The 16155-nt window shown below is 54.6% G+C and carries 17 protein-coding genes; 11 read left to right on the top strand and 6 right to left on the bottom strand.

The window, feature by feature from the left end:
• Positions 1-25: 25 nt before the first annotated feature.
• Positions 26-1177, bottom strand: coding sequence for an AI-2E family transporter (locus tag B1C80_RS16275; RefSeq protein ID WP_077922244.1), 1152 nt, complete (start codon positions 1175-1177; stop codon positions 26-28).
• Between the two features lie 275 nt (positions 1178-1452).
• Between B1C80_RS16275 and B1C80_RS16270 the strand changes: the two genes are divergently transcribed.
• Positions 1453-2160 (top strand): response regulator, encoded by a 708-nt coding sequence (locus B1C80_RS16270; RefSeq protein WP_077922243.1) that lies wholly within the window; start codon positions 1453-1455, stop codon positions 2158-2160.
• A 130-nt stretch (positions 2161-2290) separates the two neighbouring features.
• Positions 2291-3325: a cell wall metabolism sensor histidine kinase WalK gene (locus B1C80_RS16265; RefSeq protein WP_077922242.1), complete on the top strand. Its 1035-nt coding sequence runs from the start codon at positions 2291-2293 to the stop codon at positions 3323-3325.
• Between the two features lie 3 nt (positions 3326-3328).
• Here B1C80_RS16265 and B1C80_RS16260 read toward each other — a convergent pair whose 3' ends face one another.
• Entirely contained in the window at positions 3329-4591 is a 1263-nt protein-coding gene (locus B1C80_RS16260) for an aspartyl protease family protein (RefSeq protein WP_077922241.1), read from the bottom strand.
• A 237-nt stretch (positions 4592-4828) separates the two neighbouring features.
• Here B1C80_RS16260 and tpiA point away from each other — a divergent pair, with 237 nt between their 5' ends.
• Both tpiA and B1C80_RS16250 read left to right on the top strand, forming a co-directional pair.
• Positions 4829-5593 (top strand): triose-phosphate isomerase, encoded by a 765-nt coding sequence (tpiA, locus tag B1C80_RS16255; RefSeq protein WP_077922240.1) that lies wholly within the window; start codon positions 4829-4831, stop codon positions 5591-5593.
• 75 nt (positions 5594-5668) lie between these two features.
• Positions 5669-6181: a cupin domain-containing protein gene (locus tag B1C80_RS16250; RefSeq protein ID WP_077922239.1), complete on the top strand. Its 513-nt coding sequence runs from the start codon at positions 5669-5671 to the stop codon at positions 6179-6181.
• Here the strand turns inward: B1C80_RS16250 and B1C80_RS16245 are convergent.
• From B1C80_RS16245 to B1C80_RS16235, 3 genes are read right to left on the bottom strand one after another with little or no spacing between them, the layout of a single operon-like run.
• On the bottom strand, positions 6174-7226 hold the full coding sequence (locus B1C80_RS16245; RefSeq protein ID WP_077922238.1) for a hypothetical protein: 1053 nt from the start codon (positions 7224-7226) through the stop codon (positions 6174-6176). The two genes, B1C80_RS16250 and B1C80_RS16245, sit on opposite strands and share 8 nt — an antisense overlap.
• Positions 7210-7818, bottom strand: a complete 609-nt coding sequence (locus tag B1C80_RS16240) for a hypothetical protein (RefSeq protein WP_077922237.1) — start codon at positions 7816-7818, stop codon at positions 7210-7212. The genes B1C80_RS16245 and B1C80_RS16240 overlap by 17 nt, the downstream gene beginning before the upstream one ends.
• Positions 7819-7828: 10 nt before the next feature.
• Positions 7829-8422 (bottom strand): RNA polymerase sigma factor, encoded by a 594-nt coding sequence (locus B1C80_RS16235; protein WP_236648809.1) that lies wholly within the window; start codon positions 8420-8422, stop codon positions 7829-7831.
• 84 nt (positions 8423-8506) lie between these two features.
• Here B1C80_RS16235 and B1C80_RS16230 point away from each other — a divergent pair, with 84 nt between their 5' ends.
• The 5 genes from B1C80_RS16230 (at position 8507) to B1C80_RS16210 (ending at position 13677) form a co-directional block, all read left to right on the top strand.
• On the top strand, positions 8507-8947 hold the full coding sequence (locus tag B1C80_RS16230) for a hypothetical protein (protein WP_077922236.1): 441 nt from the start codon (positions 8507-8509) through the stop codon (positions 8945-8947).
• 255 nt (positions 8948-9202) lie between these two features.
• Positions 9203-11494: an ATP-dependent helicase gene (locus tag B1C80_RS16225; protein WP_077922235.1), complete on the top strand. Its 2292-nt coding sequence runs from the start codon at positions 9203-9205 to the stop codon at positions 11492-11494.
• Between the two features lie 37 nt (positions 11495-11531).
• On the top strand, positions 11532-11771 hold the full coding sequence (locus tag B1C80_RS16220) for a type II toxin-antitoxin system HicB family antitoxin (RefSeq protein WP_077922234.1): 240 nt from the start codon (positions 11532-11534) through the stop codon (positions 11769-11771).
• Positions 11768-11974, top strand: a complete 207-nt coding sequence (locus B1C80_RS16215) for a type II toxin-antitoxin system HicA family toxin (RefSeq protein ID WP_077922233.1) — start codon at positions 11768-11770, stop codon at positions 11972-11974. Before B1C80_RS16220 ends, B1C80_RS16215 begins: the two co-directional genes overlap by 4 nt.
• Positions 11975-12069: 95 nt before the next feature.
• Positions 12070-13677 (top strand): OmpA family protein, encoded by a 1608-nt coding sequence (locus tag B1C80_RS16210; protein WP_077922232.1) that lies wholly within the window; start codon positions 12070-12072, stop codon positions 13675-13677.
• A 149-nt stretch (positions 13678-13826) separates the two neighbouring features.
• Here the strand turns inward: B1C80_RS16210 and B1C80_RS16205 are convergent, their stop codons facing one another.
• Positions 13827-14582, bottom strand: coding sequence for a hypothetical protein (locus B1C80_RS16205; RefSeq protein WP_077922231.1), 756 nt, complete (start codon positions 14580-14582; stop codon positions 13827-13829).
• 216 nt (positions 14583-14798) lie between these two features.
• On the opposite strand from B1C80_RS16205, the gene B1C80_RS16200 reads away from it, so the two are divergent.
• Positions 14799-15179: a hypothetical protein gene (locus tag B1C80_RS16200; protein ID WP_129604649.1), complete on the top strand. Its 381-nt coding sequence runs from the start codon at positions 14799-14801 to the stop codon at positions 15177-15179.
• Positions 15180-15265: 86 nt separating this feature from the next.
• Positions 15266-16090, top strand: coding sequence for a transglutaminase family protein (locus B1C80_RS16195; RefSeq protein ID WP_077922229.1), 825 nt, complete (start codon positions 15266-15268; stop codon positions 16088-16090).
• Positions 16091-16155 lie beyond the last annotated feature (65 nt).

Here is a 16155-nt window from a genome sequence, read left to right as displayed (position 1 = left end):
GCCTTCGGGCTGGCTCTCTGGCTAGCTAGTCTTTCTCCTCGACTTTCCCGACTTTTCTGGCTCGTCGGGGCAGCTGATCGGTAAGTTGCTGCAGGTTCTTGATGGGCGGGCGCGGCTTTTCGGCCTCGCCGATCAGAAATCCGTACGGCTTCAGCGACTCCACCGCGTCGAAAATCACTTTCAGAATGGCCGTTACGGGCAGCGCCAGTACCAGACCGGCCAGCCCCCATACGTTCTCCCACAGGATCAGCACGATAATAGCCGCCAGCGGATTGATGCTCACCTTGGAGCCCACGATGTAGGGCGTGATGAAATTACCCTCGATGGTCTGCACGAACAGAAAAACGCCGATGACGCCCAGCGCCTTGAGCGGATTATCTTCGGTAACGAGGGCATAGGCCGCCGGTAGCAACGACCCGAGCGAGATACCGAAATACGGAATCAGCACCAGACAGGCGCCGAAGAAGCCGAAAAAGACGGCGTAGTCGATACCCAGAATCAGCAGGCCAACCGTCATCAGCGTACCGATGATCAGAATCACCAGCACCAGCCCCGCCAGGTAATCCTTCACAACGGTATAGATGCCATGCAGCACCGCATCGATCTTGGACCGGCGGGTGTCGTGGAACGCTTTGTAGAAAAAAGACCGGAAAAAGTCGCGGTAAAGCAGAAAGAAAAAGACGAACAGCAAGACCAGAAACACATCGGTGAGGGTGCTGGTCGTGGCCAGCAGGGTCGACGTCAGGATCGTACCGCCCTCCGACAGGAGCTGGTTGAGGTATTTTCGGACTTCGGAAATCTGTCGCTTACGGTCAATGTTGAATTGTTCGTCGGCATAGGTCTGAATCTGATTCAGGTATTCGTTGCCCCGTTTGATCAGCTGCGGAATCACCTCGGCAAAACTGCTGATCTGCATCGAAACGGCGTACAGAATCCCGACGATAACGGCCAGTGTCAGCAACAAACACAGCAACACGGCCACGATGCGCGGTATTCGCCAGTTTTCGAGCCGTTGCGCCAGCGGAAACAGCAACACCGAGAATAATATGGCGAACACCAATGGAATCAGCAGCCCCTGTAAGGTGTGAAGCCCATAGATCAGGATGACAATTGATAGAAGTATGCAGGTAATTTTAGCGTAAAGAGGCAGTTGAACCTCCGGTGAGCGAGTATCCATGATGAGGGGTAAACATCGGGAAGCGGCTAATCGTTATTTTCTTTATTATACAACCAAACAATTGCTGGCGAGCCTGAGCGGAACTACCTGAGTAAGCCAGACGGATCGGGTTGGTAACCAGTTCGTATTGAGATAGAAATCGATTAACTTCAGGTACCGTAAGCTGTTAAATTATTGTTAAGGATGGACTCGGTAGTCGTAACGTTGTGGATAAGCCGCGTAACTTCGGGCCACCTGCTATACCAAACAGGTCGTTCTCACCAACTCTGCTTCGTATGAGTGCTGCTAAAGCTGCTCAACCCCTGCACCGCATCTTAGTCGTTGATGACGACGCCGACATTGTCGAGATGCTCGAATACAACCTCTCCAAAGAAGGCTATGACGTACGCACTGCCACCGATGGCCGCAAGGCCATTGAAGTAGCCCGTACCTACCTGCCCGAACTCGTTGTACTCGACATCATGATGCCCCATCTGGACGGTATAGAAGCCGGTCGGCAACTGCGCGACATTCCGGAACTGCGCCAGACCTACATTCTGTACCTGACCGCCCGCTCGGAAGAGTACTCTGAAGTGGCAGCCTTCGATGTCGGGGCCGACGATTACATTACCAAGCCCATTAAGCCGCGGGCGCTCATGAGCCGGATCAACGCCCTGTTCCGGCGCGAAGCCCAGAAGGCCGATCCCGGTGAGCAGATAACCATTGCCAACCTGCTCATCAACCGCAAGAATTATTCCGTTAGTCAGGACGATAAGTCGGTTATTCTGCCCAAGAAAGAATTTGAACTCCTCTTCTTCCTGGCGCAGCACCCCAACAAGGTGTTCAGCCGCGAAGAACTGCTCCAGAAAATATGGGGCGCCGACATCTACGTGCTCGAACGCACCGTCGACGTTCACATCCGCAAACTCCGCGAGAAAATCGGCGACACCCACATCCGAACCCTGAAAGGCGTCGGGTACATGTTCACCGATCAGAATGAATGAGCGAATTAGTGCGGGCCGCGTTCGGTAATGCGTGAATTAGCGAATAATTTTACCAGGTAGATCTGAGTCGGGTAGCTGAACAGGGCGGGCAGGCCCAACGCGCTCATTCACTCATTCACGCATTCGCTACATGTCTCTCAGTCCCCGATTTATTGCGCTTCTGCTGGCTTGTCTGATTTCGGCGCTGACGCTGGCGTTTCTGACGTTTGTGGAAGGGGTCACGTACAACATGCTCTTCGTGGTGGGCATATCGTCGTTTGTCATTTCGTTCTTTCTGGTTCTGTACGCTATTGAGCTATTGGTATTCAGGGAGGTGAACAAGATGTACAAAACCATTCACAAGCTGAAGATTCGGGACTTTACTATCTCGCGCAAGTCGATCATCAAGAACACGAACCCGTTCAAGAAGCTGAACGACGAAATCTTCGTTTACGTCGCCAAAAAACAAAAAGAGATCGATGAACTGAAGCGGCTTGAGCTGTTTCGGCGCGAGTTTCTGGCCGACGTATCACACGAGTTGAAGACGCCGATCTTCGCAGCCCAGGGGTTCATTCATACCCTCATCGACGGCGCCGTTGACGACGAAAACGTACGCGATAAATTTCTGTCGAAGGCGGCCAAAAGCCTCGATGGGCTCGATGCCCTGGTGAAAGACCTCGTGGCTCTGTCGCAGCTGGAAACGGGCGAGGTGAAAATGAATTTTGATCGGGTCGATCTGGCGCTGGTGACCAAAGAGATTTTTGACCAGCTGGAAGACATCGCCAGCAAGAAAAACACGACCCTGCGGCTCAAAACCACCGAACCGGGTCCCGTCTGGGTCAAGGCCGATCCGCAGCGTATTCTGCAGGTGATGACCAACCTGATCGAGAACGGCGTAAAATACGGTAACGAGAACGGCCGGGTGGTGGTCAGTCTGGAGGGCGACAAAAAGCACGTGCTGGTATCGGTGCGCGACGATGGTCCCGGCATTCCGCCCGAGCACCTGAGCCGTATTTTCGAGCGCTTTTATCGGGTAGAGAAAAGCCGCTCCAAAGACCGGGGCGGCACCGGCCTGGGGCTGGCTATCGTGAAACACATCCTGAATGCACACAAGGCCAAAATTACCGTTATGAGCAAGCTGGAAAAAGGAACCACCTTCCGGTTCAAGCTGGATCGGCTCGAATAAGGCTCAGATCAGCCGTTTCAGCGCAAAGCTGGTGATGATAACCTGCCCGTTTCGCCGGACCAGCATCGATACTTCCCGGCCTTCGCCCTTCTGCAGGATCTTGTAAATGTCGCTGATCGTGAGGTCTTTGGTGGAGTTGTTGTTGACAAACAGCACCTCGTCGCCTTCCTGAAGGCCGGCCAGGTCGGCGGGCGATCCTTCGATGACTTTATCGACATAGTAATTGCGGAAGCGATCGCCTTTGGCCCGCAGCTCCATGCCGCTCATATCGTGTTCAAAGCCCTCGCGCATAGCGCGTTTGATGGGTTTCAGCACCACGTACCGATCGGGGTAGTTGAACGTTACGTTGAACCGGCGCAGCAGCTCGCAGCCCACGTTGCCCTGCCGCTCGGGCATGTCGATCAGTTTCATGCCAAAAGCGGTGCTGTCGGGAAACGAGGCCAGAATATTATCCAGCTCATAGCGGCCGAATTTTACCTTCTGAATGCGGCCCATGCTGCCGTTGATAACCCCGTTGAGGCCCCGGCCCAGCTGAGCCCGGATGCTTTTTTCGGGAAGCGGCATCATGGCCGTACTCCGCGACCGATCGAGCAGGAGCGCATGACCGGCGCCCGTATCGAGCACCACCCGCAGCGGCATCGATTTCTGCCCGTCATAGACCGACAACGCGTCGGTATAGGCTTTGGTATCCTGGATGATGATGGGGTAGCGGTCGCCTTTGCGTTTCTTGTACCGGTACTTTTTGGGACTCATTAGCATGATTTCCCGGCGCTGAAAATCGATGTTCACCACAAAATTGGCGAAGATCTCGTAGCCAAAAATGCCATGAACGGGCGTACCCACGTATTCCGATAACTTCAGAATGTCTTCATCCAGCATGACGATATTATGGTGAGCCGCCCGCAGACCACCCAGCACCAGCGAATTATCGATCGCTACCGAGGCCGTCAGGTTGCCGCCCTCGCCGGCGCCCGAGAGTTTAATTTTTCGGGCCAGCCGCAGCGGCTGCCGTTTAAAGGCGCTGGGGTCGGTAACGATGGTATTGCTGACGCCGGTATCGAGAATGAACTGGAGCGTATCTGACTCGTTGATACGAACCGGTACGATAATCAGGTTGGAGTGGAGCTGAAACGGGATGCGGGTCCAGGTACGGTTGCCGGCGATGAAGAAACCATATCGGTCCCGATCGGGCGTGCGCGTATGGTCATCTGCCTGTGCGGTCAGATAAGCACTAAACAGTCCGATAACCAGGAAAAGCGGTTTCATGTAAATGGTCTAAAGCATTGAAATCTACGTATTTTTTATCCGAATAACACAAAAAACAGGTATTCGGTTTCATTACTTTATTAACGGGAGAGAGAATAGCGTATTCGGCTACGAAATTTAGCCGGCAGTGGGGGAGTGGGTTCGGTCAGAAAGCCCTAATTTCGCCCCCGATTGACAAACAAGTTGTTTGCCTTGTTGATTCAGCCTGACTGTTTATTGTCACATTATTAATCTGTTATGCGTAAAAAGATCGTTGCCGGTAACTGGAAAATGAACAAGACCCTCGAAGAGGCCAAAGCGCTCTTGTCGGAGGTCGTTAACATGGTAAAAGATGAGGTCACCGGCGACGTTACGGTGGTGTTGTGCCCACCTGCTCTGTATCTGACCACATCGCGGCAGTATATCACGGCCGGCGGTCGGGTAGCACTCGGGGCTCAGAACTGCCACGAGAAAGCGTCGGGCGCCTATACCGGCGAGATCTCGGCCCCCATGCTCCAGTCGATCGGGGTTGAATACGTCATTCTGGGCCATAGCGAACGGCGCCAGTACTTCGGCGAAACCAACGCTCAACTGGCCGATAAAGTAAACAGTGCGCTGGAAAACGGCCTGACGCCGATCTTTTGCTGCGGTGAGTCGCGCGATCTGCGCGAAAATGGCGACTATATCGGCTTCGTAAAAGATCAGCTTACCGACAGCCTGTTTCACCTCTCGGCCGAAACGTTTGCCAAAGTCGTAATCGCCTACGAACCGATCTGGGCTATCGGCACCGGACTGACGGCCTCATCGGCCCAGGCGCAGGATATGCACTTCGAGATTCGCCGGCATATTGCGGGTCAGTACGGCGACGCCATCGCGCAGGATATCACGATCCTGTACGGCGGTAGTGCCAACGAAAAAAACGCGGCCGAGCTCTTCGCGCAACCCGACGTCGACGGTGGCCTCATCGGAGGTGCCTCGCTCAAATCCCGCGAATTCACCAATGTTGTTAAAGCCGTAAATTAATGAGTGGTTGAGTGACTGGTGAATGAGTGTTTAGCCTATCACCCAATCACTCATTCACCAGTCACTCAATCAATAATGGTTACGTCTGCGTCGTATTATGTTCAGTCGCTGAAGCTTCAGCCGCATCCGGAGGGGGGCTATTTTGCCGAAACCTATCGGGCGGAGGAGTGCATTCCGGCCGGAGCGCTGCCCGCGCGGTTTGGTGGCGAGCGGGCGTTCGGAACGGCTATTTACTTTCTGCTCGAGAATCACCACGTTTCGGCACTGCACCGGATTCAGGCCGACGAAATCTGGCACTTCTACGCGGGCGGCCCGCTGGAGGTATTCGTGATCAATCCGGACGCGTCACTGCGCATCATTCGGCTGGGAAACAGACCTGATCGGGGGGAGGTATTTCAGGCGGTTGTACCGGCGGGTTGCTGGTTCGGCGCGAAGCCGGCCGGCGCTACAGACAGCGCGGGTTTTTCGCTAGTCGGCTGTACCGTGGCGCCGGGCTTCGACTTCGCTGATTTCGAGATGGGTAGCCGGGCTGCTTTGCTGACCGAGTTTCCGCAGCACCGGGCCGTTATCGAGATGCTGACTACCTGAAGTTCACATTCCCGAACTTCGACACCACTTTTACTTTCGTGCCCGAGCCGCTGCCAACCTTACCGATGTATTGCTTGGTCAGACGCGCCCCCCGGCTGTTATTGTCGCTGGGCTGGGTGGTAAAATGCATGGTCGAACCAGTACCGTAGTTGAAATTACCGTAGCTGACCGTTACGTCGAAGTCGCAGTCGTTTCCGTTCTCGATGGGCAGGGCCACGGATGAATAGCTCGCCTGAATAGCCACGTTATCGACTGTTTTGGGAAGCTGCTCGATCCGGAATCCGCCCGAAAAGCTCAGATTGATCCGGCCCGACTCGCGCAGGGTGCCGATGGTAGCGCCGGAGTAGTCGATGTTGGCATCGAGTTTACCAACGTTGCCGATGTGCATCTTCCCAAACTTGTTGACCAGCGTAAGCGCGTTAGCCCGGTTCAGGTCCAGATTTCCGTAAGCTACGTCTACTTTCGCCGTTTCGAGCGCCCGGATCATGGCTTTACCGTAGGCCACATCGATGTCGGTCTGGCGATTGGTCAGTTCGTCGGCGCTGAAATTCCCGTATCGGCTGTAGACGGTCAGGGGCGCATGGAACGACGGGATGCTGGTATTGCCAAACTTATTCCGAACGGTCAGGGCGTTCTGTTTGGGCATCATCACCTCGTAGTTGATCCGGACAAAGTTGCGATCGCCATCGTTTTTCCAGCTAGTTAGGCTCCAGTTCGTGAGGCTGCTCTGGCTGAAGTTGGTGCGTACTACAATCTGATTGCCCGCCCGTTTTTCGTCAATCGTTACGGCATCCAGGAATCGCTGTACACGCTCGTCGGAGTCGGAATTGGCCGAAACCGTAATCTGAACCCGGATCTCACTCTTGTCCCACAGCCCGACCGTTACCTGCCCGTACTGGTTGTCAATCGTCAGCACATCATTGGCATCTACGTCGAACAGTTTGATAATCGTTTTCTTTTTCTCCACCGCGCCGAGATCAGTCGGCTCCCCGGCCCACGATAGCATGGGCAAAAGGCAAAGTACCAGACTACACAGGATTTTCATTGGTTTGTTGTTTAATGCGCTGTATGACGCGCAACTGTTCATTGAGCAGGTTGATCTGAATCTGCAGATTCTGAATCATGGCCTGAATCAGGACTTCCTGATTAGGATTTTTGGGCAAATCGGCCTTCAGCGACTGATACGACTTTTCGAGTCGGTTGAGGTCGGTGGCAAACTCCGCATACAGTTCCGGATTGTCCTGAGTCATTTGCATCAGTTCGGCCCGTTTATCGTCGATCAGTCGGGTATACTGAACAACTTCTCTGGCGTACATGGGGCTGGCAGCAACGACCTCGGGCTGGTGGGTTACGCCGTACTGGTAGTTCATGTACCAGAAGCCGCCGGCCAGCAGCAGTATCGCCACCGAAGCCGCCACCCGCCAGTCGAGGCTGGGCCAGCCGATCTGTAGACCCCCCGGTTTGCCGGTATTTTTATGCACGTGCCGGAAGGGCGAGGGGGCGCTGGTCGGTTGCTGACCGGGTTGCTGGTTCAGCCCCTCTTCTATCTTCTTCCACAAGTCGCCCATGGGCGGCTCCCGGTCGTCGAAGGCTTCGCGGTTGTCGCGGACGAAGCGTTCCAGATTATCTTTCTTCATCGTTTTGTTGTTAGGTTAATAAGTCAAGCAACCGTTTTTTGCCCCGCAGGTACTGCGTCCGGGAGGTGGTTTCGCTGATGTTCAGCACGTTTCCGATCTCCTCGTGGTCATAGCCCTCGAACAGATACAGCGATAACACCACCCGGTAGCCTTCGGGCAACTGAGCCATAGCCCGTCGGACCCGATCGACCTCCAGCTGTACGCCTTCTTCGTCGTATGGCTCGGGATCGGCCAGGTCGGGACCATCATCTTCGCCCAGCCGGTGCGACTCGATATCGACCAGCGTCATTCGGCGGCTGCGCAGGTGATTGATGGCCCGGTTTACGACAATCTGTTTCAGCCAGGCGCCAAACGTACTTTGTCCGCGAAACGAGCCGATGTGGCTAAAGGCATCAATAAAGGCTTCCTGTAGTACGTCTTCGGCTTCGGCTTCGTTGTTTACGATTCGAAGACAGACGTTGTACATGGCTTTCACGTACTGTTGGTACAGGTCATACTGAGCCCGTCGCTCGCCCTGCTGGCAGCGTTTAACCAGATCAGCATGGCGGTCTGGGTACGGTTTGGACTCTAACAGATTCAGCGGAACAGGTAATTTAAGTTGCAATCAGGAGAAAGACAGCGCAACGGTGTCGGGCGTTGCATTATTGCATAAAGTTTTTTCGATATCTTGACGTAAAAAAAGCTGGTCATGTACGAACCATCATTTCCCTCGCCCTTTGTTGTCCATGACGATGGTACCAACTCGCCACTGGCCCATCAGATCGTTATCAGCAAACTGACGATCGAACTAGGGGTCTTGTATTACCATCGACGGGCCATTTCGCTGATGCCGTTGCCAGAGACACCGCTCGGCGAGGGGCCGGGCCATCAGGTTCCTGATGTGCTGCTGTTCGATAACGAAGCGCAGTTGACCCGTATCGTTATCGAAGTAGCCCAGCCCCGGTCGGCCAATCGGGATCTCCACAAAATTATCAATCTTATCGAAGACGACGACTACGGGATTCTGGAGGGTTTCGTGTATAACTACTATTCCGGCGAATGGCTGCGGTACTGCAAAGGCGACGGTGGTGTTGCTACCGGCTCATCGTTTTCGCCCCTGATGAACGTCGACCTGGGCCCGATGATCTAGCGCCCACATCCTGTAAAACTCAGCCGCACTGGCCTGGTAAGTCTGCATCAGGCATAGGGGTTGTCTCGACCCAGGCCTGTTGCTGTCGTATAGTCAGGCTTTTGTTGCCAATGAGCAGCCATCAACGCGGTAACGGCGCCAGTTTTGGTTCGGCTCCTTCCGGCCCTGACTCCCGGCCGAAGATGCCTTTTTTGGGGAAGCCTGACCAAATTTTTTCCTACTTTTACTTGTTATAGATGGATAGAAGCGACGTTGATGGTTGATTATATTTCTGGATTGAATGAACCCCAGCGGGAGGCCGTCATGCACGGCGATGGCCCGCTGATGATTATAGCCGGCGCCGGTTCGGGCAAGACCCGCGTACTGACGTACCGCATTGCCTACCTGATCGAAAACGGGGTCGATCCGTTTCGGATTCTGTCACTGACGTTTACCAACAAAGCGGCTGGTGAGATGCGCCAGCGTATCGAAAAAGTGGTCGGTACCGAAGCCCGCAATATCTGGATGGGTACGTTCCACTCGGTCTTCGCCAAGATCCTGCGCATCGAAGCCAAAGCCATTGGCTATACCAGCAACTTTTCGATCTACGATACCGACGACTCGAAGTCGCTGCTCCGGAGCATCATCAAGGAGATGGGCCTCGACGATAAGGTCTACCGCGCCAATAACGTGTTCGGGCGTATTTCGGGCGCTAAAAACCGGCTCATCGGCCCCGACGATTACCTGAACAATGCCGTCATTCAGGCCGACGATGAATCGGCGCGGATGCCGCATATTGGCCGGATCTATAAGCAGTACGCCATGCGGTGCTTTGCGGCCAATGCTATGGATTTCGACGATCTGCTGTTCAACACGAACGTACTCTTCCGCGATCACCTCGACATCCTGAACAAGTACCAGCACAAGTTTCAGCATGTGATGGTCGATGAGTTTCAGGATACGAACGTGTCGCAGTACCTCATTACCCGCAAACTGGCCGCCGTTCATCAGAATATCTGCGTCGTGGGCGACGATGCGCAGAGTATCTACGCGTTCCGGGGCGCCGATATCACCAACATTCTTAACTTTCAGCGCGACTACGGCAAGGAGAATGTCAAGATCGTGAAGCTGGAGCAGAACTACCGCTCGACCGATACGATCGTGCAGGCAGCCAACTCCATTATTGCCCGGAACAAGAACCAGCTCGAAAAACACGTCTTCACGGCCAACGAAGCCGGTCCGCTGATCGACGTCATCAAGGCCTCGTCCGATAACGAAGAAGGGCGGCTGGTGGCATCGGCCATTTTCGAAGCCAAGATGAACGAGTCGCTGACCAACAACGACTTCGCCATCCTGTACCGGACCAACGCCCAGTCGCGGGCGTTTGAAGAAGCCCTGCGCAAGATGAGCATCAAGTACCGCATCATTGGCGGGCTGTCGTTCTACCAGCGCAAAGAGATTAAAGACCTGATTGCCTACCTGCGCTTTACGGTCAACCAGCAGGACGAAGAAGCGTTCAAACGGATCATCAACCTGCCCAAGCGCGGAATAGGCGATACGACCGTGGCCAAGATCAGCGTGATCGCAGCCGAGAAAGAAGATTCGGTCTGGGAGATCGTAGCCGATATCAATAAACACGTAACCGGCCGGGCCTCTATAGCTATCGAGGCCTTTGCCGATCTGATCAAAAGCTTCAAACTCCTTCTCGATCAGAAAGATGCCTATGAGGTAGCCTCCCATATTGCCAAGGCATCGGGGCTGCTCAAGGAACTGTATGAAGACAAAACGGTAGAAGGCTTGGCCCGTTACGAAAACGTACAGGAATTGCTGAACGCCATCAAGGAGTTCGTCGACAACCCTGATAACGATGACAAAAGCCTGAGCGCCTTCCTGCAATCAGTATCGCTGCTCACCACCGCCGATGAAAAAGAAGACGACGGCGACAACGACAAGGTGACGCTGATGACCATTCACGCGGCCAAGGGGCTGGAGTTCAAGAACGTACACATCGTCGGGCTGGAAGAAGACCTCTTCCCGAGTCAGATGATGCTCGAAAGCCGCAACGACCTGGAAGAAGAACGGCGGCTGTTCTACGTTGCCATTACCCGGGCCGAACGGCGGCTGTCGGTGTCGTATGCCGAAACGCGTTACCACTACGGTCGGCTGAAGATGTGCGAACCCAGCCGGTTCCTGATGGAGATCGATCAGAAATACCTGAAGATGTCGAAACTCCGTTCGGCACCGAGTCGGATGGATTTCGATCGGCCCGAGCGCGACCGGAGCGAAACTACGTCTACGGGGTCAATGGCGTTTGTGCGTAGTCTGGCCCAGAAAACGGCCCAGCGGCAGGCGCCTAAGCCAACTGTTACCCATACGCCCTCGGCCGATTTTGCGCCCACCAGTACGGCTGAGCTGGCGGCTGGTCAGCGGGTCGAGCACGCTAAATTCGGGTTTGGCACGGTTAAAGCGGTAGATGTCAACGGAACCGAGCGCAAAGCCACGATCCTGTTCGAGACAGCGGGTGAGAAAGTGCTGCTGTTAAGCTTCGCCAAGCTGCGGGTGGTGTAATTATTTGCTGTAGAGATAACCGAAATTTCAGAAACCTATGAAAACCCTCCAGTATCGTTTGATTTTGACTCCCGAGCCAGAGGGAGGCTACACGGTAAAAGTGCCTGCCATCCGAGGCTGTGTCACATACGGTGAAACAATCGAAGAAGCGATTGCTATGGCAAAGGACGCTATTGAGGGGTGTCTGGAGGTGCTCAAGGAAGAAGGTCAGCCTATGCCACCCGACGACAGCCAAACGCTGGAATACTCTTTGAATCTGACGACTGAATTGGTATGAATTTATCGCCGAGACGGTTGATCAAAATTTTGGAGGAAAACGGATTTCATCTGAAGCGAATGGGTAAAGGCAGTCATCATATTTATTACAACCCAGACACAAGGATAACCATTCCGGTACCTGTTCACGGAAAAGACATGAAGAAAGGTACCTTTCTGGCTATCCTGAAAGAGGCTGGCCTTAATCCCTCTGAGTTGGATTGATAGTTGACAGGTGAATTGTTTCAGGCGCCAATAAATATAAATTCGGCGCTAACCTTCGTTTTCTGAACGTACATTAGATTCTTGTAGTAATTTTCATGAATGCCTCCGGCGCTATTGCCACCAGCCTGTTGTTCATGGCTACTCTCCGGGTAGCCGCACAGCCCAAAGTCGACTCCAGCCGAGTCGAGAATCTGGGCAACCAGGTGAACTCGGAATACAACGAAATCAACCCGATGATCTCGCCCGATGGCCGGACGCTTTATTTTGCCCGGATCAGCCACCCCAACAACACCCACGGCGACAAAGGGAGCCAGGACATCTGGTTTTCCGACTTCGACGAAGCCAGCAAAAAGTGGGGGCCTGCGCGCCGGATGGGGTTTCCGCTCAATAAAGATGAGTACAACTGCGCCTACAGTATTACCCCCGACGGGCAGACGATGCTCATCAAAGGCCAGTACAACAACGGAACCTACGAAACCCGCGGATTCTCGCTGAGCAAGAAAACCGCAAACGGCTGGTCGCCCCCGCAGAAGATCGACATACCCGGCTACGTGAATATGAGCAAAGGCCAGTTCGACTGCGGATTTCTGTCGGCCGACGGCAAGGTGCTGCTGATGGCGTTCAGCGAAAAGAAGAACAGCAAAGAAGACGACCTGTACGTCAGCTTCCGGCAGAAAGACGGCTCCTGGACCAAACCCATGGAGCTGGGCGTCGAGGTAAACACCAAATTCACGGAAACAACCCCTTTTCTGGCACCCGACGGCGCCACGCTTTACTTTTCGAGCAATCGCGAGGGGGGGCTGGGCAGCAACGATATCTACGTCTGCAAACGCGTCGACAAAACCTGGAAACACTGGTCGAAGCCGGTTAACCTGGGCCCATCGGTCAACACCGATGGCTATGACGCTTATTATACGCTATCGGCCTCGGGCGATTATGCCTACCTGACTACGTTCAAGAATACCCTCGGGAAAGGCGATATCGTACGCATCAAACTGACCGACGTGCGCCCGACCGACCAGCCGGCTAAAGTGGGCGGGGGCGATCTGGCCCAAAGTCCGTCTACACGCCCCGACCCGGTAGCACTCATCAGCGGTAAGGTGATTGACCAGACCACCGGAAAGCCCGTAGAAGCCAAAATCATTTACCAGACCTTACCCGATGGGGCCGAAGCCGGTGAGGCTACGTCAGACCCAATTACGGGCGAATACAAGATCGTGCTGCCGTATGGACAGAAGTACTCGATGCGGGCGGTGGCTAAAAACTTCATCGCCGAGGGCGATAATGTAGATCTGACCCAGACCAAAGGCTATCAGGAAATCAAGGGTAAAGAGCTGAAACTCGTTCCTATCGAAGTAGGGCGATCGGTTCGGCTCAACAATATTTTCTTCGACACGGGTAAGTCTGAGTTACGGCCGGAGTCGGGCCCCGAGCTGGATCGGCTGGTGGTTACGTTCAACGAATCACCCAAGATGGTGATCGAGGTACGCGGGCATACGGACAACACAGGCTCGAACGAAATCAACGCCAAACTTTCTCAGGACCGGGCCGACGCTGTGCGTGAATATTTTATCAGCAAAGGCATCGAACCCGACCGCATCGCCAGCAAAGGCTTCGGCGAAACCAAACCCGTTGCTACCAACGATACCGACGAAGGCCGTCAGCAAAACCGGCGCGTAGAGTTCGTCATCGTTAAAAAATAACTACCCGCTGGGCGTGGTTTGTTTGTTACTGACGCAGAGAGACGCAAAGGCCGGGCCGCCGGGCGGTTGCGTCGCTACAACGCGGTTCGGTCGTCGGCGATTCACCGTGGTTCATGCGGCCTTCAATAAGACAACGTATACTGCAAGCATCAGTCCAGGCCGGGGCGTTGGAAGGCTCGGGCGGTTGGGAAGAGGGTTTCCAGCTCCCGGCGCAGGCGGCTCAGCTGGGCCAGGATGTCGAGGAGGTTATCGATCTTGTCGGGGTACTGAGCCAGTATGGTTTGCCAGGCCGCCAGCGACCGATCGATGCTGACCAGCACCAGCTTGGCTTTTCCCAGGTGATAGACCTTCATCGTGGCGTCCGACTCGCTCAGCGCTCGTAATGCCGACTGGGTTTTGACCGGTATGAGCGTGCGGTACCAGTTGATGATTTCCCAGGCATCGCGGAGCGCGTGCAGGATCGGCATCGACTCCTCCTGGGTACGAAACCCCAGCGATACCTCCCGAAGCTGTTGTTCACCAGCCTGTTCGAGTAGGTGCTTCTCCTGACGGAGCCAGTCTCCCGTATGTTTCAGGTACGAATTGGCCAGCTGGGCAACCGGATGCTGGCGTACCTGAACTGGTTTGGGGAGCGCGTTTTCTTCCAGCGCCTGAACCGTTGTGTCGGCAGGGGCGTCAGGGCCAGTGAGTGCGCCCGACCGGCTCAGATTCTCGATATACTGTTTGGTCAGGTTCAGCGCATCGGTCAACTGATTGATCAGGTCCGGTCCGGCTTCCATGGATTTGGTCAGGCCTGTTTCTGTTTGAATCTGAAAACTTCGACAGCGGCTGGTGAACAGGCAGCGCTCGCACCAGGTGTCGCAATAATTATAAATACCCGGGATCAATTCAGTTTGTACGTTCATGTTGTAGTTACGGTAAGAATAGTACTTTTATTCTGTAAATATAATAGATGACCAAATGAAATTTGTGTAATATAGGTGCCAAAACTTTATGTCAGACAAACAGATGTAAAACCGTTCATCCAACGCTCAGGCCGCTTACAACCAGCTTCCGGTGCCCTTCCTTTTTTAGGGCAGCGCGCTGACTGGTTCGGTTATCTTTACCAAAAAAACACACGTATGAAACGCTTCCTCTTTCTACTAGTCATGCTGTCACTAGCTGTCGCGGCTCAGGCGCAGACGCCGTCGGCCCCGACGGTTGACCCGAAACTCGATTCGCTGGCGAAGCTGGCCCAGCGCTTTATTAACAACAACCAGCCAGACTCGCTCTACGCCATCATGGGCGATGCGTTCAAGCAACAGATTTCGGCCGATAAGATGAAAGAGGTCGTGGGGCAGGTGTCGGGGCAGCTCGGCAAATGGACAGCTATGGAGTCGCGGGGTGTACAGAACGGCATTGCCCGTTACAAAGCCACGTTCGCGCTGGCCCCGCTCGATTTTTACATCAGCCAGGACAAGCAGGGCAAAGTAGAAACGTTTCTGTTCAAGCCGCTTGAGTAAATCCCGCCTATTTTTCGCGATCCGTTCAGAACATTTAAACCGGTTAACGGATTAGTTGAGTATCCCCATTCTCAACACGGACAATCATGCAACTCAACGCCGGCTGCGACCTTCAGTTTCAGGCTGAGGGACCAACCCCTTTAGTGCTTATGCTACGCCCCCGGTCTGGCGCCGGGCAGTGGATCATTCGCGAAGAGTACCAGATCACGCCAACCGTCAACGTAACGGAGTTTACCGACATGTACGGCAACCTCTGTCAGCGACTGGTGGCACCCGAAGGGCCGTTTTCGATTCATTTTACGGCTACCGTCCAGACGGCCGATGCCATCGATGTGGCGCCGGGCGCGCCCTATACGCCGGTTGAGGATCTGCCCGATGATGTGTTGCATTACACCCTGCCGAGCCGGTATTGCCAGTCGGACCAGCTAAGCGAGCTGGCTACGCAGATTACCGACGGGGTTGAGCCCGGCTACGACCAGCCCGAAGCCATCCGGCGCTGGATCAACGAGAATATCCGCTACGAATACGGTACCAGCGACGCCAGCACCTCGGCTGTTGATACGGCCCAGCACCGGGTTGGCGTTTGCCGCGATTTTACCCACCTCGGTATTTCACTCTGCCGCGCCCTTAATATTCCGGCCCGAATGGTCGTTGGTTATTTGTACCAGCTCGACCCGATGGACCTCCATGCCTGGTTCGAAGCCTACGTAGATGGTCGTTGGTTTACCTTCGACGCTACCCAGCGCGAACCCCGCGGCAACCGGATTACAGTGGCTTATGGTCGCGATGCGGCCGACGTGGCCTTCACTACCCAGTTTGGCCCCATGACGCTGGAGTCGATGCGGGTCTGGGTCGATGCGCTGGAGCCTGAACCCGAAGAGACCGAGCCGGCGCAACCGACAGGGGCTTAGGCAATTCTGTTAAAAAAATGGCGGGTGTACCAACGCTTTTCCTACCGGCGGGGTCTATCCGGAAA

Origin of the sequence: Spirosoma sp. 209, from assembly GCF_002006735.1 — a bacterium.
Taxonomy (GTDB): Bacteria; Bacteroidota; Bacteroidia; order Cytophagales; family Spirosomataceae; genus Spirosoma; species Spirosoma sordidisoli.
The sequence above is the reverse complement of the archived record's forward strand: the minus strand, read 5'-3'. Positions and strand labels throughout refer to the sequence as shown.